The sequence below is a fragment of the Natranaerovirga pectinivora genome (assembly GCF_004342165.1).
GTDB classification, from domain to species: Bacteria; Bacillota; Clostridia; order Lachnospirales; family DSM-24629; genus Natranaerovirga; species Natranaerovirga pectinivora.
This window is the reverse complement of record NZ_SMAL01000004.1, coordinates 183,496-206,794: the sequence shown is the minus strand read 5'-3', so window position 1 is coordinate 206,794 and position 23,299 is coordinate 183,496. Positions and strand designations below refer to the sequence as shown.

General features: G+C 31.5%; 24 protein-coding genes. 22 read left to right on the top strand and 2 right to left on the bottom strand.

Annotated elements, in window-relative coordinates; genetic code table 11:
• Entirely contained in the window at positions 1-126 is a 126-nt protein-coding gene (locus tag EDC18_RS14870) for a hypothetical protein (protein WP_279230915.1), read from the bottom strand.
• 308 nt (positions 127-434) lie between these two features.
• Between EDC18_RS14870 and EDC18_RS08000 the strand changes: the two genes are divergently transcribed.
• Entirely contained in the window at positions 435-854 is a 420-nt protein-coding gene (locus tag EDC18_RS08000) for an acyl-CoA thioesterase (RefSeq protein ID WP_132251997.1), read from the top strand.
• Positions 855-906: 52 nt separating this feature from the next.
• Here the strand turns inward: EDC18_RS08000 and EDC18_RS07995 are convergent, their stop codons facing one another.
• Positions 907-2,715, bottom strand: a complete 1,809-nt coding sequence (locus EDC18_RS07995) for an S-layer homology domain-containing protein (protein ID WP_165878517.1) — start codon at positions 2,713-2,715, stop codon at positions 907-909.
• Between the two features lie 112 nt (positions 2,716-2,827).
• Between EDC18_RS07995 and EDC18_RS07990 the strand changes: the two genes are divergently transcribed.
• From EDC18_RS07990 to EDC18_RS07890, 21 genes are all read left to right on the top strand, one after another.
• The gene (locus tag EDC18_RS07990) at positions 2,828-3,241 is read left to right on the top strand and encodes a hypothetical protein (RefSeq protein ID WP_132251993.1); all 414 of its coding nucleotides are present in this window, start codon (positions 2,828-2,830) and stop codon (positions 3,239-3,241) included.
• Between the two features lie 23 nt (positions 3,242-3,264).
• Positions 3,265-4,011, top strand: coding sequence for an SDR family oxidoreductase (locus EDC18_RS07985; protein WP_132251991.1), 747 nt, complete (start codon positions 3,265-3,267; stop codon positions 4,009-4,011).
• Between the two features lie 188 nt (positions 4,012-4,199).
• Complete coding sequence (gene rimP / locus EDC18_RS07980) at positions 4,200-4,667, top strand: ribosome maturation factor RimP (protein WP_132251990.1); 468 nt, start codon at positions 4,200-4,202, stop codon at positions 4,665-4,667.
• A gap of 41 nt (positions 4,668-4,708) precedes the next feature.
• Positions 4,709-5,773: a transcription termination factor NusA gene (gene nusA / locus EDC18_RS07975; RefSeq protein ID WP_132251988.1), complete on the top strand. Its 1,065-nt coding sequence runs from the start codon at positions 4,709-4,711 to the stop codon at positions 5,771-5,773.
• Between the two features lie 24 nt (positions 5,774-5,797).
• Positions 5,798-6,073, top strand: coding sequence for an RNase P modulator RnpM (rnpM, locus tag EDC18_RS07970; protein WP_132252076.1), 276 nt, complete (start codon positions 5,798-5,800; stop codon positions 6,071-6,073).
• Positions 6,063-6,374, top strand: coding sequence for a L7Ae/L30e/S12e/Gadd45 family ribosomal protein (locus tag EDC18_RS07965; protein ID WP_243115091.1), 312 nt, complete (start codon positions 6,063-6,065; stop codon positions 6,372-6,374). Before rnpM ends, EDC18_RS07965 begins: the two co-directional genes overlap by 11 nt.
• A 60-nt stretch (positions 6,375-6,434) precedes the next feature.
• Entirely contained in the window at positions 6,435-8,465 is a 2,031-nt protein-coding gene (infB, locus tag EDC18_RS07960) for a translation initiation factor IF-2 (protein WP_132251984.1), read from the top strand.
• An 18-nt stretch (positions 8,466-8,483) separates the two neighbouring features.
• Complete coding sequence (rbfA, locus tag EDC18_RS07955; RefSeq protein ID WP_132251983.1) at positions 8,484-8,843, top strand: 30S ribosome-binding factor RbfA; 360 nt, start codon at positions 8,484-8,486, stop codon at positions 8,841-8,843.
• A 9-nt stretch (positions 8,844-8,852) separates the two neighbouring features.
• Positions 8,853-9,800, top strand: coding sequence for a DHH family phosphoesterase (locus EDC18_RS07950; RefSeq protein ID WP_132251981.1), 948 nt, complete (start codon positions 8,853-8,855; stop codon positions 9,798-9,800).
• A gap of 12 nt (positions 9,801-9,812) precedes the next feature.
• Positions 9,813-10,709, top strand: a complete 897-nt coding sequence (truB, locus tag EDC18_RS07945) for a tRNA pseudouridine(55) synthase TruB (RefSeq protein ID WP_132251979.1) — start codon at positions 9,813-9,815, stop codon at positions 10,707-10,709.
• A gap of 9 nt (positions 10,710-10,718) precedes the next feature.
• Positions 10,719-11,648: a bifunctional riboflavin kinase/FAD synthetase gene (locus tag EDC18_RS07940; protein WP_132251977.1), complete on the top strand. Its 930-nt coding sequence runs from the start codon at positions 10,719-10,721 to the stop codon at positions 11,646-11,648.
• 543 nt (positions 11,649-12,191) lie between these two features.
• The gene (gene rpsO / locus EDC18_RS07935; RefSeq protein ID WP_132251975.1) at positions 12,192-12,455 is read left to right on the top strand and encodes a 30S ribosomal protein S15; all 264 of its coding nucleotides are present in this window, start codon (positions 12,192-12,194) and stop codon (positions 12,453-12,455) included.
• Between the two features lie 337 nt (positions 12,456-12,792).
• A complete protein-coding gene (locus EDC18_RS07930; protein WP_132251974.1) occupies positions 12,793-14,880 on the top strand; it encodes a polyribonucleotide nucleotidyltransferase in 2,088 nt (695 codons plus the stop codon).
• A 166-nt stretch (positions 14,881-15,046) separates the two neighbouring features.
• On the top strand, positions 15,047-16,312 hold the full coding sequence (locus EDC18_RS07925) for a M16 family metallopeptidase (protein ID WP_132251972.1): 1,266 nt from the start codon (positions 15,047-15,049) through the stop codon (positions 16,310-16,312).
• On the top strand, positions 16,297-16,749 hold the full coding sequence (dut, locus tag EDC18_RS07920; protein ID WP_132251970.1) for a dUTP diphosphatase: 453 nt from the start codon (positions 16,297-16,299) through the stop codon (positions 16,747-16,749). Before EDC18_RS07925 ends, dut begins: the two co-directional genes overlap by 16 nt.
• Positions 16,750-17,074: 325 nt before the next feature.
• Entirely contained in the window at positions 17,075-17,941 is an 867-nt protein-coding gene (locus EDC18_RS07915) for a dipicolinate synthase subunit DpsA (protein WP_132251969.1), read from the top strand.
• Positions 17,942-17,974: 33 nt separating this feature from the next.
• On the top strand, positions 17,975-18,568 hold the full coding sequence (locus tag EDC18_RS07910; RefSeq protein ID WP_132251967.1) for a dipicolinate synthase subunit B: 594 nt from the start codon (positions 17,975-17,977) through the stop codon (positions 18,566-18,568).
• A gap of 144 nt (positions 18,569-18,712) precedes the next feature.
• Positions 18,713-19,507 (top strand): ClpP family protease, encoded by a 795-nt coding sequence (locus EDC18_RS07905; protein ID WP_132251965.1) that lies wholly within the window; start codon positions 18,713-18,715, stop codon positions 19,505-19,507.
• A 21-nt stretch (positions 19,508-19,528) separates the two neighbouring features.
• Positions 19,529-19,765 carry a YlzJ-like family protein gene (locus EDC18_RS07900; RefSeq protein ID WP_132251963.1) on the top strand — a complete coding sequence of 79 codons (237 nt, stop codon included), beginning with the start codon at positions 19,529-19,531 and terminating at the stop codon, positions 19,763-19,765.
• Between the two features lie 172 nt (positions 19,766-19,937).
• Positions 19,938-20,810, top strand: coding sequence for an undecaprenyl-diphosphate phosphatase (locus tag EDC18_RS07895; RefSeq protein WP_132251962.1), 873 nt, complete (start codon positions 19,938-19,940; stop codon positions 20,808-20,810).
• 14 nt (positions 20,811-20,824) lie between these two features.
• A complete protein-coding gene (locus EDC18_RS07890) occupies positions 20,825-23,185 on the top strand; it encodes an FtsK/SpoIIIE family DNA translocase (RefSeq protein WP_132251960.1) in 2,361 nt (786 codons plus the stop codon).
• Positions 23,186-23,299: the final 114 nt, after the last annotated feature.

Below are 23,299 nucleotides of genomic sequence, written 5' to 3'. Positions count from 1 at the left end.
CTATGTAAAAGGAACAAGGATAAATCCTTGTCCCTTTTTTGGATTAGAAGAATAATCCAGTTCCATAGCCGTAACCAGCACCGTAGCCTGTACCAAATCCAGTACCGTAACCGTAGCCATAGCCATAACCATAACCTACCCAAGGAGAGTATAAACCGTAACCAGCACCGAAGCCAGCACCAAAACCAGTTCCATAACCGGTACGACAAGTTGTACAAGGTTTATAACAGCCATATCCACCGTAATACATTAAATCACCTCGCTTTTGGTTGGTATAGTATATAATATTCTAAAAAGATAAAATTGTGACAAGCTTCATAAAGTAAATTTTAAAGTGGTTTATGAAAAAGTAATATAATAACAATTAAGTTGTAATGATTCACATTAAGATTTAGATAGATAACCAGTCAATTATTTATAGAAAGGATAAGAATATGATTTCAGAAAGCAAAGTTATTGTAAGATATGCAGAAACAGATCAAATGGGTGTTGTTCACCATTCTAATTATCCTATATGGTATGAAGTTGCCAGAACAGATTTAATAAAAAAATTAGGGATGACTTATACGGATATTGAAAAAATGGGTTTACTCTTTCCTTTGTTAGAGTTAAAAAGCAAATACATAGAGCCAGCATTATATGAAGATGAATTAATCATCAAAACTTCTTTAAAAAGTTTTAAAGGCATCAAAATAGTATTTGAATACAGTATATATAGAAATGATGGAGAAAAAGCTATTAATATTGGAGAAACAATCCATGCACTTGTTACTAAAGAATTTAAACCAGTTAATGTAAAAAAAGAATTCCCAGAGTTATTTAAGTTATTAGAAGATGCTGTAGAAAAAGAATAAATAAAACCTTCCCTACTTTTAAAGTAAGGGAAGGTTTCGTTGTTATGATTACTTAATCACTTAAAGACAATTGCTCTATTTCATCAGAGATTCTAAATAAAAGTGAAGCCATTTCATCTCTTTTTATAGGTTGGGCAGGTCTAAAGGTATTATCTCCATAGCCTTGAACAACACCACTAGAGGCTAATCTTTGTATGGCGTCAAAAGACCATCTAGTATTTTCTACATCTGAAAAAACAGCATTTGAGACCGTATTATCATCTAAACTTAGTATTCTGAAGAGTAACATAGACATTTCTTCTCTTGTTAACACTTGGTCTGGATTGAAATTGCCATTATCATAGCCAATCATTATATTATGTTTAGATACAGTGTTAATATAATCTTTTGCCCAATGGTTATTGATATCGTTAAAGTTAGAATTTAGATTTTTTTCAACTTGTAGGTTGAGTATATTGGTTAGTAATGTTGCAGCCTGCCCTCTAGTTAGATTAGACTTAGGCTCGAACCTTGTTTCTCCAAGACCAACCATCCAGTTTCTATTTGCAATCTCTAAAATAGCGTCTTTTGCCCAAGTGGTATCTATATCAGAAAAATATGTGCCATTTAACCATAAATTATAAAAACTCCAGATATGGTTATTTTCTTGTCCTAAACTCCAACTGCCGGTCCCCTTAAGGTCATATTTTTGTACTAAGGATAATTTGCTTTTAATAGAATCATCATTTTCGTACCATATGGTGTATGTGCCAGGTGCTAGGGGTCTGCCATGGATGTTTGTAACAGGATCAGTTTGCCTAACGGTGATTTCTACCATAGGAGACTTAAAGTGATGATCATAATAAACTTTATGAGGATACAAGTCCTTTAATCTTTCTACCTGTGTTAAATGAAGGCCATGACCACCAGTAGCACCGCCATTTAGCCAATATCTTCCGTAAAACGGAAGACCTAATACAATCTTTTCTTTAGGTGCATACTTTAATGCATACTTTATAGAGTCTTCAACAAAAGAATAACTTGCCACTGGCCCAGGCTTAGAACTAAAATAATGTTCATCGTAGGCCATAATCATTAAATAATCTGCATACTCAGCAAGGGCAGTATAATCATAAGCGCCGTGCCACCCAAGGGTCCATCCTTTAGGATTAGCAGGGACGGCTACAGAAACTTCTTTATGTTCTGGTACAATCTCTCTTAAATATTTAATAAAATTAGTAAACTGATTTTTTTCAGTATGATTAATGTTTTCTATGTCCACATTAATACCATCAAGATTATAAAACTCTATATAATAGGCCAATTCATTGGCTAGTCCTATATAATCTTGCAATGCCAGTTGGCCAGCGACACGATCAAAATGATTGCTTAAAAATGGAACAACTCGAATATTGTGGGCCTTCATGGCATTAATAAAATTTGTATTCAATTGATTATGATTAAGCATCAGTTTGCCATTTTTGTCAATATCAAAATAACTAGGTGAGATGACCTGTAAAGTATCTTTTGCCTTAGTTACTGAATTATATTGAGTTGTCATACTACCAAAGTATAAATAGGTCATATTAAAACGATTTGTTTCTTGTTTCACTTCATTCACAATAGGGAGATTTGTACTTTGGGCTTGTTGACTATAAATGGGAATAGAAGCTACCAATAAAGAACCAATCATAATATTAATGGCTGTAAATTTAATATTAGGATACAATTTATTGATTTTTTTAATTAAAACTTGAATGCTTTCTTTATCAGGTTTTAACTTGTTAAATTCATTTGCAAACTCATAAAGGCTATTATCTAATTCAAGTATTAACTGAATTTGATTATTCGTTGCCTTAAAAGAATAATTATGCAGAACCATATTTGAATCACCTTTCATCTAAGTATATAAATATAATATTATTTTATAAGTATGTGTAATTTAGTTGGTATTTATCTGTCATTTTACATATATTAATAAAAAAGGGATTTTTATGAATTTAGATAATGTGTATTACAATGAATCTTACAATGTGATGCTTAGATATCCAAAAAACTGGATAGAAACAAGTGAAAACAGATTTGTAGGTGAAGATGGTTTTGTTCAGGTATCTTTAATACGTTCTGATAACAACCTTCATGAGGTGGCTATTTCAGATGCGTTTCATACCTTAGAACCATATGGCAAAAATCCACAGGTAATACCCATAAAGATTGATAATCATAATGCAAGACTAATTCTTCCTCAAAAACACAAAAAAAATAATGGTGAAAAATTATACCAAGGTTCAGTTATTATTAAGTATGAAGAACCTGTAGAAAAGAACAATATACTATACAATTATCTAATTATTTGGATTGATGTAAATCATATATTTAGTATAATAAATACAATAAGAATTTTATAGAAGATAAAGCACTGGAGGAAAATATGAAAAGTACAGTTATTATTACAGGTGGGGCCCAAGGTATAGGAAAAGCAGTATCCTTACTTCTAGCAAAAAACAATTACAATGTTATTTCTTTAGATAATGATTTTGAAGCAGTTAGTCAACTTAACGATGAAAAAAACAATATGAGTATTAAAGGTGTTGTCTGCGATATTATAGATGAGACGGCATTAACAAAAACAATTAATGAGCTAAAAATACAGGAAATGAATATTATAGCTTTAATTAATAATGCAGGTATTTCAATAAATAAACCCATATCTCAACTAACACTAGAAGAATGGAATAAAGTAATTGGAACAAATTTAACAAGTGTGTTTTTAATGTCTAAGTTATTAGAAAAAGAATTAAGAGATTCAAAAGGATCTATTATAAACATTGCTTCTACTAGAGCTTTTATGTCTGAAGCAAATACGGAAGCTTATTCTGCTTCAAAAGGTGGGATTGTTGCATTAACCCATGCTTTAGCAGTCAGTTTAGGTCCGGCTATAAGAGTAAATTGCATTAGTCCAGGTTGGATTGATGTAACATCTTATAAGAAAAAATCTATTAATATGAATCAAGTAGAATTAAGCAAAGAAGATCATAGTCAACATCCTGTTGGAAGAGTAGGAAATCCTTTTGATATTGGTGAAATGGTTTTGTTTTTAATTGAAAAAGGTGGATTTATTACAGGAGAAAATTTTATTATTGATGGTGGAATGACTAAAAAAATGATTTATGTGTAAAATAATAGTATACAAATTGGTATATATAGTATAAAATGGATTATAAAACTTGCATTAATGGTAGTATAATGCTATAATGATAAAGACAATAAATAGGGTATACTAAATGAGAGTGGGCATAAGTCCACTCTTCTTATATGCTAGGGATTTATTTTGGTTTTACTGTTTGATGAAAGGGTGAAGTTAGCATGTCAGTAAAGGATAATATTGAAGAAAAAACAACAGGACTATTAGAACCTATAATAGAGGCGAACAACTTTGAATTAGTAGATGTAGAGTACGTAAAAGAAGGCTCTAATTGGTATTTAAGAGCATTTATTGATAAAGAAGGAGGCATTACTATTGACGATTGCGAACTTGTAAGTAGAGCTCTTGAAGCAAAACTAGATGAAAAAGAATTCATTCCTGTTCAATATATTTTAGAAGTAAGTTCTCCAGGGTTAGATAGACCACTAAAAAAAGAAAAAGACTTCCAAAGAAGTATTGATAAATTAATCGAGTTAAAATTATATAAAGCTGTAGACAAACAAAAAGAATTTATTGGCATATTAAGAGAATATGATAAAGATACTATTAAAGTTGAATTAGATAATAATGAATTAGTCGAATTTAACCGTTCTGATATTGCTTTAATACGTTTAGCAATTGTATTTTAAAACAAAAAGTTTTTTGTAAATATAAGAGGAGGATTTTTAAAATGAATGCTGAGTTTATTGAAGCATTAGATCAAATTGAAAAAGACAAAGGGATTTGCAAAGATGTATTAATTGAAGCAATTGAAACTTCTTTGGTAACGGCATGTAAAAATCATTATGGTTCAGCACATAATATTAAAGTGGAAATTGATAGAGAACATGGGGATATTTCAGTTTATGCAGAAAAAACTGTAGTTGAAGAAGTTGAGGACGCACAAGTAGAAGTGAATTTAGAAGAAGCAAAAAGAATTAACCAAAGATACGGATATGGTGATGTGGTTCAAATTGAAATCACGCCTAAAAACTTCGGTAGAATTGCTGCACAAAAAGCAAAGCAAGTAGTTGTGCAAAAAATTAGAGAAGAAGAAAGAAAAGTATTATTCAATCAATACGTAGGAAAAGAAAAAGATATAATTACTGGTATTGTTCAAAGATATGTTGGTAGAAATGTCATTATTAATCTTGGGAAAGTAGATGCTACAATGGCAGAAACGGAACAGGTTCCTGGAGAATATTACGATAACAATGAAAGATTTAAAGTATATATCCTTGAAGTTAAAGACACAACAAAAGGACCTAAGATTCTTGTGTCAAGAACACATCCAGAGTTAGTAAAACGTCTTTTCGAGCAAGAAGTGCCTGAAATCCATGACGGTATTGTTGAAATCAAAAGCATATCTAGAGAAGCAGGTTCTAGAACAAAAATAGCCGTACATTCTAACGATTCTGATGTAGACTCAGTAGGCGCTTGTGTAGGTCAAAATGGGGCAAGGGTTAATGTAATTGTTACAGAATTAAGAGGCGAAAAGATTGATATTGTAAATTGGAGTGAAAATCCAATTACATACATTGAAAATGCTTTAAGTCCAGCTAAAGTGGTTAAAGTAAGAGTGAATGAAGAAGAAAAAACAGCAAAAGTTGTTGTCCCAGATTACCAATTGTCTCTTGCTATTGGAAAACAAGGTCAAAATGCAAGATTAGCGGCTAGATTAACTGGCTTTAAGATTGATATTAAAAGTGAATCACAAGCTAATGAAATTAATTTTATAGAAGATGATGAAGAATAATGACTTCAACTTAAAGGAGTGATAATAGTGATTAAAAGAAAAACACCTTTAAGAAAATGTACGGGTTGTAATTCAATGAAAGACAAAAGGGAGCTAATTCGGGTAGTGAAAACACCTGAAGAAACCTTTGTCATTGATACCACAGGTAAGAAAAACGGAAGAGGCGCATATATTTGCCATAGTGCAGATTGCTTGAACTTAGCTATTAAAAATAAAGGCCTGGACAGATCATTTAAAACAAGTATTCCAGCAGAAGTTTATAATGAACTTAAGGAGGAATTGTCAAGTTTTGAAAAATAATAAAATTTTATCACTGTTAGGATTAATGATGAAATCAGGAAGTCTAACAAGTGGAGAATCCTTAACAGAAGCTGCTATTAGGGAGAAGAAAGCATTATTAGTCATTGTAGCTAACGATGCTTCAGCTAATACTAAAAAGCTTTTTACAAATCAATGTAATACTAAAAATATCCCTTTGTATTTTTATAGTGATAAAGATTCATTAGGGCATGCCATTGGAAAACCCTACCGTGCTTCAATAGCAGTACTAGATAAAGGTTTTTGTGAAGCCATAAAAAAACAACTAGATTTGCTGAATTGAGCTATACATATGTTCCTTAAAGTTATGTAAAGGCTCAGGAATAAAAATGGAGGTGTTAGCATGTCAAAAGTGCGTGTATATGAAATTGCCAAACAATTAGGAAAAACCAGTAAAGAATTAATAACTACGTTAACGGAATTTGACATTGAAGTTCAAAGTCATATGAGTACATTAAGTGATGAAGAAATTAACATATTAATGGAATACTACGGAAAAGAGGATTCAGTGAAAGAAGAGAATAAGGTAGAAATCGCAGAGATCAAAGAAGATAATCAAGTGAAAGCATTAGAAGTAGCAAATGAAGTTGAAGAGGTAGAAGAATCAACTCAAGACTATTCAGGCATAATAAAAGTTCAAGAGAAAATTGTTATTAAAGAGTTAGCAGAAAAATTAGAAGTAAGAAGCACAGAAATCATTAAAGAACTTATGTTGATGGGTATTATGGCTAATATCAATCAAGAAGTAAACTTTGACACAGCAACAGAAATTGCAGAAAAATATGGTATATTAGTTGAAAAAGAAGATGAAGTAGATATATTAGAAGAATTCTTTAAAGAAGCGCCTAGTGAGTCTAAGGATTTAAAAACACGTCCACCAATCGTTGTTGTAATGGGGCATGTTGACCATGGTAAAACTTCTTTACTGGATGCTATTAGAAAAACCAATGTTACTTCTAGAGAAGCAGGTGGAATAACTCAACATATTGGAGCTTCAGTAGTAGAATCTAATGGGAACAAAATTACATTTTTAGATACACCAGGACATGAGGCGTTCACTGCAATGAGAATGCGTGGTGCTATGGCAACAGATATAGCTATACTTGTTGTAGCAGCAGATGATGGTGTTATGCCACAAACAATTGAAGCCATTAACCATGCTAAAGCAGCAGGGGTAGAAATAATTGTAGCAATTAATAAAATTGATAAACCAGGGGCTAATCCAGATCGCGTAAAACAAGAACTTGTAGAGTATGGTTTAGTTGTAGAAGATTGGGGCGGAGAGACTATAGCTGTGCCAGTTTCAGCTATTGATGGAACAGGTATTGATACATTATTAGAAATGGTCCTTATTGTTTCAGAAATGACAGAACTAAAAGCTAATCCAAAGCGTAATGCTAGAGGAATTATCATTGAAGCTCAGTTAGATAAAGGTAGAGGTCCAGTTGCTACTGTATTGGTTCAAAATGGTACATTAAGAGTTGGAGATCCTATTGTTGCAGGTAGTGCATATGGAAAAGTAAGAGCAATGATGGACGATAAAGGTAGAAGAGTAAAAGAAGCAGGACCATCAAAGCCAGTAGAAATATTAGGTCTTAATGAAGTGCCTTTTGCAGGGGAACCTTTCTATATGGCAAAAAGCGATAGAGAAGCTCGCCAAGTTGCTGAAAAAGTAATTGAAAAAGGAAGAGTAGATTTAATACAAAATACTGCCACTAAAGTAACATTAGATGACTTATTTAGCCAAATTCAAGCTGGTAAAGTTAAAGAATTAAATATAGTTGTTAAAGCAGACGTACAAGGGTCCGTTGAAGCAGTTAGACAAAGCCTTCAAAAGTTATCTAATGACGAAGTTGTTATTAAAATAATTCATGGTGGTGTAGGTGCAGTAACAGAGTCTGACGTATTATTAGCATCTGCTTCAAATGCTATTATAATAGGATTTAACGTAAGACCAGAGACAAGTGCTAAGACTGTTGCAGATAGAGAGAAAATTGATATCAGATTATACAGAATTATATACAATGCAATTGAAGACATTGAAGCTGCAATGAAAGGTATGTTAGATCCTGAATTTGCAGAGAAAATAATAGGTCATGCTCAAATAAGAGACACCTTCAAAGTATCTGGTGTAGGTACTATTGGTGGTGCGTATGTACAAGATGGAAAACTTGTTCGTAATGCAGGTGTAAGACTTGTAAGAGACGGCATTGTTATTTATGAAGGACAATTGGCATCATTAAAAAGATTCAAAGACGATGCAAAAGAAGTTAATACAGGATATGAATGTGGTATTATGTTAGAGAAATTCAACGATTTAAAAGAAAATGACATAGTAGAAGCATTTATCATGGAAGAAATACCAAGAAAATAAATTTGGGTGGTGGAAAACATGAAAAAAACTTCATCAAGAATGATTAGAATTAATGAAGAAATTAAAAAGGAACTCAGTTCAATTATTCAAAACCAATTAAAAGACCCAAGAATACACCTTATGACTTCAGTAGTTGATGTTAATACAACTAGTGATTTAAAGCACTGTAAAGTATTTATTAGTGTCTTAGGCAATGAAACTGAACAGAATGATTCAATAAAAGGATTAAATAGTGCCTCATCCTTTATTAGAACAGAAATTGCAAAGCGTATTAATTTAAGAAATACACCAGAAATTAAATTTGTAAATGATGATTCTATTGAGCGAAGTGTTTATATGTCTAAGCTAATAGATGACTTAAACAAAAAAAGCGAATAGGTGATTCTTTTGAAAAAAAAAATCTTAGATGCTATTAAGAACAGTAATAAGATTATATTATCTGGACATATGAACCCTGATGGAGATAGTATAGGTTCATCTCTAGCTCTAGGTCAGTATATTAAAAAAGTGTATCCAGATAAATTAGTTAATGTTTTTATTGAATTCATGCCAGATACCTATTCTTTTTTAAAGGGTCAAGAATTGATTATTTCTAATATAGATAAAGATGAGTATGATTTGTTTATTGCCTTAGATTGTGGAGATAAGGAAAGGTTAGGAGAAGCAGTTCAAATTTTTGAAAATGCTTCTTTAACCTTTAATATTGACCATCATATTAGCAATACCAAATTTGCTAATGAAAATTATGTATTAAATGCTAGTTCAACATCAGAAATGGTATATGACCTAATAGAAAAGGATTGTATTAATAAAGAAATAGCGGAAGCATTGTATACTGGTATAATATTTGACACAGGTGGATTAAAGCATAGCAATACAACTAAAAAAACCCTTGAAATTATAGGTAATCTTATTGAGTATCAATTTAATTTTTCAAATATTATTGATCTCCTTTTTAATGAAAAAACCTATATACAGAATAAATTACTAGGTGCAGCTTTAATGAACGCATCATTAGCTTTTGGTGGTAAATGCATTTACGCCTATCTAAAATCAGAGGATTTTAATAAGCATAATGGTTCATTTAAAGATACAGATGGAATTATTGATGCTTTAAGGGTTACAAAAGGTGTTATGGTAGCTTTTTTCTTATATGAGACTGTAGATAGTACATTCAAAATAAGTTTTAGAGCTAATGATAAAATTGATGTATGTAAAATTGCTATGGCATTTAATGGTGGCGGGCATACGAAAGCAGCTGGATGTTCTATTACAGGAGATTATAATAAAATTATAGATGAAATACTTGAACTGATTCAACAACAAATCCTTTAAGGGTGATAAAATTTGATTAATGGTATTATTAATGTATACAAAGAAAAAGGATACACATCCCACGATGTAGTGGCCAAGTTAAGAAGAATATTAAATCAAAGAAAAATAGGTCATACAGGAACCTTAGACCCTGAAGCAGAAGGGGTTCTTCCTATATGCTTAGGTAAAGGGACTAAGGTAAGTGGTCTATTAACGGATACAGACAAAGTTTATGAAGCTGTGTTAAAGCTGGGCATCACAACAGATACCCAAGATCATACAGGTAGAATATTAGAAGAAAAAGCCATAGAAGTAACTCAGGAGCAAATAGAAGAAGTGATTAAAAGCTTTATTGGAGAATATCATCAAATACCACCTATGTACTCAGCCCTTAAAGTTAAAGGGAAAAAACTCTACGAACTAGCAAGAGAAGGAATAGAAATAGAGAGAAAATCAAGGACTATATTCATCCATTATATAAATGTCCTAGACATAAAGCCTAGTGAAATTAAAATGGTTGTTAAATGTTCAAAAGGCACATACATTAGAACCCTATGTCATGATATTGGACAAAAATTAGGATGTGGTGGTCATATGATGGCACTGAAAAGAACAGAAGTAGGTATTTTTAATGTGGATCAAAGTATTACACTTGATCAAATCGATATATTAATGAGCAATAATGAGCTAGAAGACTATATATATCCTGTTCAGGATTTATTTAAAGAATATAATTCTACAATTGTAAAAGAAGATCAATACAAATACTTATACAATGGTAACAAATTAGATATCCATAAATTAAATCTTACTATAACTATGGAACCTGATGAAATAATTAGAGTTTATGATGAAAACAATCAGTTTATAGGTTTGTACCAATATATTGTAGATGAAAAAGTTTTAAAGCCTATAAAAATATTTCTTTGAGGTGATAACATGAACTACATAGTTAAAGAAAAAAAGTTTAACTTCAAAGATACAGCAGTAGCTCTTGGTAATTTTGATGGTATTCATAAAGGCCATCAACTTCTCTTAAAGGAAGTTCTAGAAGGTAAAAAAGAGGGATTAACTTCTGTTGCCTTTACATTCAATCCACATCCAAGTTATATTATTGCATCTAAAAAACCAGTAGAACTTATTCTTGTTGGTGAAGAAAGAGCTAACAAGTTTGATAGATTAGGCATAGATGTTTTAATTGAATATCCTTTTAACGAAGAAACCCTTCATATGTCACCTTTGAATTTTATTGAAGAAATATTAATCAAACAATTAGATGCTAAACTAATTGTTGTTGGTAATGATTATAGGTTTGGTCATAAAAGGCAAGGGGATATCAATTTCTTAAAAAACTATGCTTCTACATATGGCTATGAAATTAAAATCATTGAAAAAAAGAAGATTAATGGTATAGCTATTAGCAGCTCTCTGATAAGAGAAACAATAAAAGAAGGGGATATGGAAAAGGCAAAAGAATTATTAGGTGAATCTTTTAGGATTATTGGAAAAGTAGATCACGGTAAGAAAATCGGAAGGAAACTAGGGTTTCCAACAGCAAACCTTGTTACCAAGAAAGATAAGCTTTTGCCACCAAATGGAGTCTATGCAACTCGAACAAGAATAGACAACACTTGGTATAATAGTATTACCAATATTGGGGTTAATCCAACTGTAGATAGTGAAGGTAAAAATAGAACAGTGGAAACTTATATATATGATATAAGTTTAGAATTATATGGACATACTATAGAAGTTGAATTGCTTAAGTATTTGAGAGAAGAACAAAAATTTGATTCGTTTGAAACGTTACAAAACCAAATTGTAAAAGACATTTTAGAAGCTAAAAATTATCTGAAAAGCACTGTGTAAACTTGAAGGTTTAGATAAGCCTTGTAACATGCCTTTCGCTACGCTACAGGCACAAGGTTTCAATGAAAGTCTAATCTCCAAATCCTTGCAAGCAAGTTTGAAAATCATATTTTCATATCAACCTTGTAACATGCCTTTCGCTACGCTACGCACAAGGTTTCAATGAAAGTCTAATCTCCAAATCCTTGCAAGCAAGTTTGAAAATCATATTTTCATATCAACCTTGTAACATGCCTTTCGCTACGCTACAGCACAAGGTTTCAATGAAAGTCTAATCTCCAAATCCTTGCAAGCAAGTTTGAAAATCATATTTTCATATCAACCTTGTAACATGCCTTTCGCTACGCTACAGGCACAAGGTTTCAATGAAAGTCTAATCTCCAAATCCTTGCAAGCAAGTTTGCAGATTAGACTTTCATATTTGGTTTACAAATAAAATTGCATATGATATAATAAAGTGTAAAAAATTAATGCCTATGCCCAGAAATAGGAATCTCCGCCCATTTCTTAGCATAAGGTGAATATACTTTTAGGAGGATTAACATGGATAAATTAAGAAAACAAGAAATCATGAAAGAATTTGGAAGAACTGAGGGAGACACTGGTTCACCAGAAGTTCAAATCGCTTTATTAACAGAAAGAATTACTCAATTAACTGAGCATTTAAAAACACACAAAAAAGATCATCATTCAAGAAGAGGTCTTTTAAAAATGGTTGGTCAAAGAAGAGGTTTACTTAAATATCTTATGAACAACGATATTGAAGCATACCGTGCTTTAATAGCAAAACTTGGATTAAGAAGATAATAAATTGGAGAGCGGAGGAATCCGCTCTATAATTTTATAGGTTGGGAATAGTAGCTAAAATGTTTGTTCAAGAAATATAAAATGAATTTGTACATTTTGTATTTCTTGAATAAACATAGTGAAAAAATCCTTTCTTGTAAAATTATGATAATGCTTCGTTACATGACGAAGTAATTTATTTACCTTTTTTAATTCTTCCAATTTTTGTATATTAGATTGATAATTTTTAAAGTAAAAGTGGAGATATTATTTAAAGATGATACTTTTAAATTTAACTCTATAACGCGATTTGAATTAAAATAAAATAATACAAAAGATAACAAGAAAGGAGATTTATATGATAAAAACTTATTCAATGGAGTTAGCAGGAAAAACATTAACAGTTGAGATAGGAAAAGTAGCTGAACAAGCAAATGGGGCAGCACTTGTAAAATATGGCGATACAGTGGTTTTATCTACTGCAACAGCTTCAACAAAACCAAGAGAGGGCATTGATTTTTTCCCTTTAAGTGTGGATTATGAGGAAAGATTTTATTCAGTAGGAAAGATTCCAGGAGGATTCATTAAAAGAGAAGGTAGACCTTCTGAGAATGCAGTTCTTACATCTAGGGTTATTGATAGACCCTTAAGACCATTGTTTCCAGAGGATTATAGAAATGATGTAGCAGTGGTGAATGCGGTATTATCTGTAGATCAAGATGCTAGTCCTGAAGTAACAGCTATGATTGGTTCATCAATAGCAGTATCTATATCAGATATTCCTTTTAATGGACCATTAGGATCAACAATTGTGGGTTATGTAGATGGAGAATATGTTATTAACCCTACTTCAGCTCAAAGAGAAAAATCTACTATGGCTGTAACAGTAGCATCTATTAAAGACAAAGTAATGATGATTGAAGCAAATGCCAATGAAGTACCAGATGATATTGTTTTAGAAGCAATATTTAGAGGGGACGATGTTAACAAACAAATCGTAGAATTCATAGAAGGTATTGTAAAAGAAGTTGGAAAACCAAAACATGAGTATCCAAGTTCATCATTACCAACAGAAATATATCAAGCAGTAAAAGAGTATATTACTGATGAAAGAATGGAAACGGCTGTATTTACGGATATAAAGCAAGTAAGAGATGAACAAATGACAGCTTTAAAAGATGAAGTAAAAAGTCACTTTGAACAAACTAATGAAGAGTGGTCACAATACATTGGTGCTGCAATTTACAAGTTCGAAAAAGAAACAGTTAGAAGAATGATATTAAAAGATCACAAACGCCCTGATGGACGTTCTTTAGAAGAAATAAGAAAATTAACAGCAGAAGTAGATATATTACCAAAAACACATGGTTCAGGTTTATTCTCAAGAGGTCAAACACAAGCATTAACTGTTGCTACCTTAGGTGCATTAGGAGATGTTCAAGTCATTGATGGCTTAGATGAATTAGAAGATAGCAAACGTTATATGCATCACTATAACTTCCCAGCGTACTCAGTTGGAGAAGCAAGACCATCAAGAGGACCAGGTAGAAGAGAAATTGGACATGGTGCTTTAGGGGAAAAAGCCTTATTACCTGTTATTCCTTCAGAAGAAGAATTCCCATATGCTATTAGACTTGTTTCTGAAATTCTAAGCTCTAATGGATCTACATCTCAGGCAAGTATCTGTGCCTCTACATTAGCACTTATGGCTGCAGGTGTGCCAATAAAATCTGCTGTTGCAGGTATTTCAGTAGGTCTTGTAACAGGTGATACAGATGATGATTATGTATTACTAACAGATATTCAAGGGTTAGAAGACTTTTTTGGAGATATGGACTTTAAAGTAGCAGGAAGTCATAAAGGGATTACAGCAATCCAATTAGATATGAAAATCTTAGGATTAACAAGAGAAATCATAAGAGAATCTATTAAACAAACCAATAGAGCAAGAATGTATATTCTTGATGAAGTTATGTTAAAATGTATTTCAGAGCCTAGAAAAGAATTATCACCATATGCACCACAAATTATTCAGATTAAAATAGACCCAGAGAAAATCAGTGAACTTATAGGACCAAGAGGAAAAACAATCAATAAGATCATTGATGAAACTAAAGTTAAGATAGATATTGAAGACGATGGAAGAGTATTTATTTGTGGTCCAGATTCCGATATGGCTAAACGAGCATTAGAAATTATTGAATCCATTACAAAAACAATAGAAGCAGGACAAATTTATACGGGTAAAGTGACAAAGATTATGAAGTTTGGTGCTTTTGTTGAATTAGCACCAGGAAAAGAAGGTCTTGTTCATATCTCAAAACTTTCAAAAGAGAGAGTTGAAAATGTTGAAGATGTGGTTTCAGTTGGAGATGTCATTACAGTAAAAGTTGCAGAAATTGATGGCCAAGGAAGAATTAATTTAATAAAATATGATGCAGAGTAAAATACTAAAACATAAACCTTTTAAGGTTTGTGTTTTCTTATATTATTAGAAGTTTTTATATGTTAGGGAAAAAGCCATTTTCCTATTTTAGAACAATGATCAATAGAATGGTGTTTCTCAAAAATGAGAAAAGCGTAGATGATAAAAACTGTAGTGAGGTGCTTACATGATAAATACAAATACATTGGATAATGGTATAAAAGTTGTATTAGAAAAAATGGATTCAGTACGTTCTGTGGCAGTTGGTGTTTGGGTTAGAACAGGTTCTGTATTTGAAGATTTAGAGAATAATGGAATATCTCATTTTATTGAACATATGCTGTTTAAAGGAACGAAAAATAGAACTGCTAAACAAATAGCAGAAGATATGTCAGCTATAGGTGGCCATCTTAATGCCTTCACGGCAAAAGAATATACTTGTTATTATGCTCAAACATTAGATGAACATATAGAAATTGCTATGGAGATATTAGGTGATATGTTACAAAATTCTTTATTTGCTGATGAAGATATTGAAAAAGAACATACAGTGATACTTGATGAAATTGATATGTATGAAGATAGTCCAGAAGATATTGCACACGACCTATTTCAACAGAATGTTTGGCAAGGTCAATCTTTAGGCTATAATATATTAGGAACAAAAGAAAACATAAAAAAAATAAAAAGAGATGAACTGTTAAAGTACTTTAATGAGAATTATTATGGTCAAAATATTGTGATCTCTGTAGCAGGTAATTTTGAAGAAACTAAAATAATGAATGCTCTAAATGAAATCTTTAAAGACATCCCAAGTGATATTGAAAATGAAATGGTATACAATCCTGAATACAATAAAAGTTTTATTTACAAAGACAAAGATATTGAACAAGCTCATCTGTGTCTAGGATTTCCTGGGATTGATTACTTATCAAAAGATTTATATACATTAGCTATTTTAAATACGGTTTTAGGTGGTGGAATGAATTCTAGATTATTTCAATCTATTAGAGAGGAAAAAGGTCTAGCTTATTCAATTTACTCTTATACAAGCACATATAAGTATACAGGATTATTATATATTTATGCAGCATCAAATCCTATATATGTTGAAGAAGTCTTTGTTCAAATAAAAGAAGAAATTAAGAAGTTAAGAGAAAACTTGATTACAGAAGAAGAACTCAATAAAATAAAAGAACAGTTAAAAAGCAATTATATCATAGGATTAGAAAGTACCAATAGTAAAATGAGTAGTAATGGAAAATCTATAATATTATTAGGAAGAGTAAAAACTCAAGATGAGATTATAGAGAAGCTTAATAGCGTAACCCTTGATGATTTCAAAGTGTTGACAGATAAAATACTACAATATGATAAATTAAGCCTTTCATTAGTAGGAAGGATCAATAATTTAGATATTGGGAGGATAAAAGAGTTATGGGAAAAAGAATAAAAGTTAGAATACAACAATTAGAAGAAGCAAAAGATTTAATTTTACCTAAATACATGAGTGAACAAGCGGCAGGCATGGATTTATATGCTAATGTTGTTAATGATGAAATCATAGAAAAAGGTAAAATTAAATTGATCTCTACTGGAATTAAAATTGCATTGCCAGATGGGTATGAAGCTCAAATTAGACCAAGAAGTGGTTTGGCATTAAAACATGGGATAAGTCTTGTGAATACGCCAGGCACCATTGATGCAGATTATCGTGGTGAAATTAAAGTGATTATGATTAATTTTGGTGATGAGGATTTTATTATTAAACGTGGGGAAAGAATTGCTCAGATGGTTATTAATAAGATTGAACAGATAGAGTGGGAAGTGACTACTGAACTGGAGGAAACTGGAAGAGGTTCAGGTGGTTTTGGACATACGGGAGTGTAACCTTTAGCTCTAAAAAGCAATAGTATATGAGTATGTACTGTTGCTTTTTTTTGTGTTTTTATAAGCTACTATTAGCTTGGAGTTAGTGTTTTATATGTTAAATGTTGTGGGTTTATTGAAGGCCTATATTATAAATTTGGCTGCCTTTCTCTTGCGACGGGTCGACGCCAAATTTATAATATAGGCCTCCAATAAACTGAGGCGGTTCGTGAAAAGAACTATTATCAGTTCTTTAGAGAGATGAAGAAATAAAGTCAAGGGTGAGTAGTCACAACTTAATTTGTACCAACATATCTTATTACTAAAACAGAACACTGGTGTTTTTATGGCGAAAAGTGGAAATATCTCAATTATAGGTGGCGATTTACGCCTTGTTCATTTGGCAAATAAATTAAGTGATTCATTAAATGTACTAGTGTTTGGGAATAAACATAAAGATTTATTGCCTTCCATACACAAAACCAATAATCTTGATGTTGCTATTGACTGTAGCAATACGATTATTTTTCCTATACCATTTTCTAAAAATAAAAATGATATTTATGCACCCTTTGCTAATGAAGATGTGTTTTTAGAGGATGTTTATAAAAAAGATTTCTCCGATAAAACCATTGTTGGAGGTGCTTTTACCAAAGAGTTTAAAGGGTTTATTGAGAAGAATCAAGGGGTTTTGGTGGAGTTAATGGAGGATGATGCCTTTGAAGTTTATAATTCAATTCCTACTGCAGAAGGGGTTATTGAATTATTAATGCAGGGATCAGAAATTACTATTTATGGCAGTAAAAGTTTAATTCTTGGATTTGGTAAATGTGGTATAACCCAAGGAGATTTATTAAAAGCAATGGGATCATCAGTAACTATTGGTGCTAGAAATAAATCACAATTGGCTTTGGCTAATATAAAGGGATTAAACACATTAAATATTGAAGAAATAGAATTAAATGATTATATAGGGGAGTTTGATTTTATTATAAATACTGTTCCAGCAGGGTTGGTTAAGAATATTGACTTTACTCATATTAATAGAGCTCAAATAGTTGTTGATATTGCAAATCAGTTGGATAATCAAATCATAAATAAAACAAAAATAATAAATGCCAGAGGTATCCCAGGAAAATATTCTCCCAAATCAGCAGCAGAAATCATTTATAAAACACTAACAGATAAAAACATCATTAGAAATGTTAAATGATTCTTGGCAATCAATCTAGAGGAGGGAAGAATAATGAAAGTATTTGAAAACATTAAAATAGGATTTGTAATCACAGGCTCTTTTTGTACCATACCACAAATATTCGAAGAAATGAAAAGGTTAATTGAGATGGGTGCTACTATTTTTCCAATTATGTCAGAGAACTCTATCTCTATGGATACTAGATTTGGAACGGCAGAAGACAATATGAATAAATTTAGAGAGATCACAGGTAATGAAATCCAAACAAAAATAAATGAAACTGAATTGATAGGTCCAAACAAACCATATGATATGTTGGTAGTAGCACCATGTACAGGCAATACAATGGCAAAATTAGCAAATGCCATTACAGATACAGCTGCTTTGATGGCTATAAAAGCAACTCTTAGAAATAGTATGCCAGTAGTACTTGCCATTTCTACAAACGATGGTTTAGGATTAAATTTAAAAAATTTAGGAACATTAATGAACACAAGGGGATTATTTTTTGTTCCATTTGGTCAAGATAATTATAGAAAAAAACCACGCTCCTTAGTAGCGGATTTAAATAAATTACCAGAAACAATATTAGAAGCTCTTGAAGATAGACAATTACAACCTGTCATTATCACATATGAACAATAGTTAGAAAAAAATTAAACCCTTTGTAAGAAAGGTTTAATTTTTAGTTTTTAGAGTGAATTAAATTCTATAGGACTTCGCATAATACTACTAGAAAAAGGAGTTTTGCATTTTAATAGATAATGTGAAATAAAAAGGTGGCGTATTATGAAAAACCAACAGAGTAAAGATGAAATACAAAGTGAGCAAATAAAAGAATTTGGCCAGGTAACATTAGAAAATCAAGTAAAACAAAGTAAAATACACTTATTAACAATAGTTGGTCAAATAGAAGGACATATGACATTGCCTCAACAGAATAAAACAACAAAATATGAGCATGTACTTCCACAATTGGCATCCATAGAAGATAATGAAGAGATAGAAGGTTTGTTAATTCTATTAAATACAGTAGGTGGCGATGTAGAAGCTGGCTTAGCAATAAGTGAAATGATAGCATCTCTTAGCAAACCTACTGTTTCATTAGTTTTAGGAGGAAGCCACTCCATAGGTGTACCATTAGCCGTATCTGCAGACTACTGTTTTATTGTACCTTCAGCAACAATGATTATTCACCCAGTAAGAATGAGCGGAACAGTTATTGGTATATCACAAACATTTGAGTATTTTGAGAAAATGCAAGAAAGAATATTAGAATTTATTACTAGAAATTCTAGTATTTCAAAAGATAGGCTTAAACACTTGATGTTAGACACTGGACAATTGGCTAAAGATGTAGGATCTATTTTAGTGGGCAAAGAGGCAGTAGGGGAAGGGTTAATAAACGAAATAGGTGGCATTAATGAAGCCATAGCAAAGCTTTATGAATTTATTGAAGTCAAAAAAAATACCAATGAACAAAATCCAATAAATAATATTGCTCCAGAGACAATTAATCCAGCAATTAACCCAAGTATTAACCCAGCGATTCAACCAACTCCCAATCAAAACCCAATGAATTAGGTATGGGAAGGAAGTCATATAATGTTATATACAATTATTCCAGATGAAGATATTTTTAAAAACAAAGAAGAGGAAACAGAATACCAATACGACGAATTTGCACTAAAAAATTGTACATTACAAGTGTGCAAAGTAGGAAGCGCTTATAGAGTTGATAGAATAATATCAACTGATCCAGCTGCTTATTTGGACAAAGAGTTGCAACCAGGTGCAATGCTTAATGAATTAAGAATGAACCAGTTAATGAATGAAAAATAAAAATCAAGTAAAGAAAACCTTATTTAATAAAAGTAAGGCTTTCTTTTTTTATATGCAAAGCTAAATTAACTTGTGATGCCTAAAAAATTCCATAAATATAGTATAACTAACTTGAATAAATACCGTAAAAAAGGTACAATAATTCCAGATAGATAAAGGAGGAAATAAAAGGATGAGTATATTAGAAGGAATAATAATGGGGATAGTACAGGGTATTACAGAATTTTTACCTGTAAGTAGTTCAGGACATTTGGCCCTTGCAAGAAATTTACTAGGACTTGATTTGGCAGAGGGAATTTTATTTGAAGTAATGGTTCATTTAGGAACTTTATTAGCGATATTTGCTGTTTACTATAAAGATATTATTCAGTTGTTTATTGAGGGTTTATGTATTGTTAGAGATTTTACAATTAATGTATTTAAAAGTGGCATGGGACTATTAACCAATAAAAAACCAGAGTATAGAAAAGTCATTGATACACCTTATAGAAGATTTGTAATGTTGGTTATGGTTGCAACTATCCCGACAGCTATCGCTGGTTTGTTTATGAAAGATCATATGGATAGATTGTTTAATAATTTGCTCGTTGTTGGTATTGCTTTACTGGTAACAGCAACCCTATTATACATAACAGATAAAATTAAAGTTGGGAAAAAAACAGAAGAAACGACCACATATAAAAACGCTTTTGTTTTAGGATTGTTTCAAGGTTTAGCTATAATCCCTGGCATATCAAGATCAGGATCAACAATCGTTGGTGGATTATTAAATGGATTAGACAAAGGTTTTGCTATAAAATTTTCATTTATTATGTCCATACCCCCAGTACTAGGTGCTACATTACTTGAATTAAGAGATGTTACCGAGTCTTTTGATAATATGGTCTCTGCACCTTATTTATTAGGTACCTTAGCATCAGCGGTAGTAGGATTTATATGTATTAAAACTCTAATCATATTGCTTAGAAATAAAAAATTACACTACTTTGCTTATTATTGTGTTGTTGTAGGGATTGTTTCTATAATTAGTAGTGTCATTAGATAACAGGAGGCATTTTAATGCAGAAAAAACCAGTGAAAAAGAAACCTATAAAGAAGCAAATTGTTTCTAAAGGTTCCAAAGGTTCTAAAGTTAAAAAAGACAAAAAAGAAAAAAGTATATTTAGTGATGAAATCACTCTCGTAATTGTGATAGCAATTGCCTTATTGTTGTTTATAAGTATATACACAATAAGGGCTGGCGTTGTAGGTAATGCGATTAATAAAGTGATTTTTGGCTTGATTGGCTTTACTGCTTATATAATACCTTTTTATCTAATTTTTATAACCATATTTAAACTAGCTAATAAATCTAGTCAATTGGCCAAAAGAAAAGTGATTTTTTCATCACTATTATTGTTAGTCGTAACCATATTTATGCAAATCACTCAAGGTATTGAAATCGAAACATTTAGAAACATATATGACCACTTTACTTATTCATCTTCTACAAAAGAAGGTGGAGGTTTAATAGGTGGAATGATAGGGCAAATGATGATTTTGCTTTTTGGTAGATGGGGTACATATATTGTTTTAAGTTGTATGGTTATTGTATTAATGATTCTATTAACGGAAAAGTCTTTTGTAAAATTAGTGAATAAAGTAAGTAAATCTATCTATAATTATTTGAACAAACAAGTTAAAAATAATAAGATTAAAAAAGAAGAAAACAAAGAAAAAAAATCATTTACCATAGAACATTATCAAGAAGTAGATGGAGATAGTAATGAAGAAGAGAAAAAAAACAAAAAAGAATTGTCTTATGCCTCTTTAGATCAGTCAAATATGTTGGAGCGAGTAACTATGCCAGAAAACATAGAACAACTGACAATGCCTATGGAGGAAGTAAGTGCTGTTGAAGCTAATAAAGCTGAAGGAACAAAAAAAGAAGAGACAGCAACAACAACCCTAGAGATATCTAAAGAAAACATTGTAGGAGATTATAACTATGAGTTTCCTCCTATTGAACTGTTGCAAAAAGGTAAAATCAATAAAACTGGTAATTCTAAACAATTGATTATAGATAATGCAAATAAACTACAGCAAACCCTTGAGAACTTTGGCGTAAAAGTTAATATCTTAAATGTAAGTTGTGGTCCTACGGTAACCCGATATGAATTACAACCAGAACAAGGGGTAAAGGTTAGTAGAATTGTAAGCTTAATGGACGATATTAAACTTAACTTAGCAGCATCGGATTTAAGAATAGAAGCACCAATTCCAGGAAAAGCGGCTATTGGTATTGAAGTGCCTAATGTGGATAATCAACCGGTACTTCTTAGGGATTTAATTGAAACAGATGATTTTGATAAATACCCTTCAAGTTTAGCTTTTTCTGTTGGTAAGGATATTGCTGGAAAAGTCGTAATTGCTGATATTGGAAAAATGCCACATCTACTTGTGGCAGGGGCTACTGGATCTGGGAAAAGTGTTTGTATCAATACATTAATTACAAGTATTATTTATAAAGCAAAACCATCTGATGTAAAATTGATTATGATAGACCCTAAAATGGTTGAATTAAGTGTGTATAATGGTATACCACACCTGTTAATACCAGTAGTAACAGATCCCAAAAAAGCATCTTCTGCTTTAAATTGGGCTGTTGCAGAAATGACAGATCGATATAAAAAGTTTGCTGAATATAATGTTCGTGATTTAAATGGCTATAATGAAAAAGTTAGAGAGATGGAAGATGAAAATGAATTGCCTAAAATTGTAATTATTGTAGATGAGTTAGCGGATCTTATGATGGTTGCACCAGGAGAAGTAGAAGATGCTATTTGTCGTTTGGCTCAAATGGCAAGGGCTGCAGGTATTCATTTGGTTATTGCTACCCAAAGACCATCTGTAAATGTCATTACTGGCGTCATTAAAGCTAATATACCATCAAGAATAGCATTTTCTGTGTCATCAGGAACGGATTCAAGAACAATTATTGATATGAATGGAGCAGAAAAACTCCTTGGTAAAGGAGATATGTTGTTTTATCCAGTAGGCTATACAAAGCCACTTAGAATCCAAGGTGCTTTTATATCAGATAAAGAAGTGAGTAATATTGTTGAATTTGTTAAAAATAATCAAGAAGATGCCAATTATAACGAACAGGTTATAGAAAAGATATCAAGCGCAACAGTTGAACAAAGTTATACAGCAGAAGAAAAAGACGAATTTTTTGATGAGGCAGTAAAACTTGTTGCTGAAAAAGAAAAAGCATCTATATCTATGTTTCAAAGAATTTTTAGAATAGGTTTTAATAGAGCATCTAGATTAATGGATCAATTACATGAAGCGGGTATTGTTGGTCCAGATGAAGGTTCTAAACCAAGAAAAGTGTTAAAATCTATGGCAGATATTAATTCAAACAATGAATCCTATTAGAAAAAAATAGTTATTAGCTGTGCTAAATATATTATTAAGTAATATTAATATTGCTTATATATATAATCTGATATAATAAAGGTAACTTGAAGCTTAGTTAAAGTACCTCAAGAC

Coding starts and splice junctions, on each gene's coding strand:
- EDC18_RS07905 (WP_132251965.1), top strand. CDS start 18,713: ATGAAAAACCAACAGAGTAAAGATGAAATACAAAGTGAGCAAATAAAA.
- EDC18_RS07895 (WP_132251962.1), top strand. CDS start 19,938: ATGAGTATATTAGAAGGAATAATAATGGGGATAGTACAGGGTATTACA.
- rpsO (WP_132251975.1), top strand. CDS start 12,192: ATGGATAAATTAAGAAAACAAGAAATCATGAAAGAATTTGGAAGAACT.
- EDC18_RS14870 (WP_279230915.1), bottom strand. CDS start 126: ATGGCTATGGCTACGGTTACGGTACTGGATTTGGTACAGGCTACGGTG.
- EDC18_RS07890 (WP_132251960.1), top strand. CDS start 20,825: ATGCAGAAAAAACCAGTGAAAAAGAAACCTATAAAGAAGCAAATTGTT.
- EDC18_RS07925 (WP_132251972.1), top strand. CDS start 15,047: ATGATAAATACAAATACATTGGATAATGGTATAAAAGTTGTATTAGAA.
- EDC18_RS07930 (WP_132251974.1), top strand. CDS start 12,793: ATGATAAAAACTTATTCAATGGAGTTAGCAGGAAAAACATTAACAGTT.
- nusA (WP_132251988.1), top strand. CDS start 4,709: ATGAATGCTGAGTTTATTGAAGCATTAGATCAAATTGAAAAAGACAAA.
- EDC18_RS07940 (WP_132251977.1), top strand. CDS start 10,719: ATGAACTACATAGTTAAAGAAAAAAAGTTTAACTTCAAAGATACAGCA.
- EDC18_RS08000 (WP_132251997.1), top strand. CDS start 435: ATGATTTCAGAAAGCAAAGTTATTGTAAGATATGCAGAAACAGATCAA.
- EDC18_RS07900 (WP_132251963.1), top strand. CDS start 19,529: ATGTTATATACAATTATTCCAGATGAAGATATTTTTAAAAACAAAGAA.
- rimP (WP_132251990.1), top strand. CDS start 4,200: ATGTCAGTAAAGGATAATATTGAAGAAAAAACAACAGGACTATTAGAA.
- infB (WP_132251984.1), top strand. CDS start 6,435: ATGTCAAAAGTGCGTGTATATGAAATTGCCAAACAATTAGGAAAAACC.
- EDC18_RS07985 (WP_132251991.1), top strand. CDS start 3,265: ATGAAAAGTACAGTTATTATTACAGGTGGGGCCCAAGGTATAGGAAAA.
- EDC18_RS07995 (WP_165878517.1), bottom strand. CDS start 2,715: ATGGTTCTGCATAATTATTCTTTTAAGGCAACGAATAATCAAATTCAG.
- rbfA (WP_132251983.1), top strand. CDS start 8,484: ATGAAAAAAACTTCATCAAGAATGATTAGAATTAATGAAGAAATTAAA.
- EDC18_RS07915 (WP_132251969.1), top strand. CDS start 17,075: ATGGCGAAAAGTGGAAATATCTCAATTATAGGTGGCGATTTACGCCTT.
- EDC18_RS07910 (WP_132251967.1), top strand. CDS start 17,975: ATGAAAGTATTTGAAAACATTAAAATAGGATTTGTAATCACAGGCTCT.
- dut (WP_132251970.1), top strand. CDS start 16,297: ATGGGAAAAAGAATAAAAGTTAGAATACAACAATTAGAAGAAGCAAAA.
- EDC18_RS07990 (WP_132251993.1), top strand. CDS start 2,828: ATGAATTTAGATAATGTGTATTACAATGAATCTTACAATGTGATGCTT.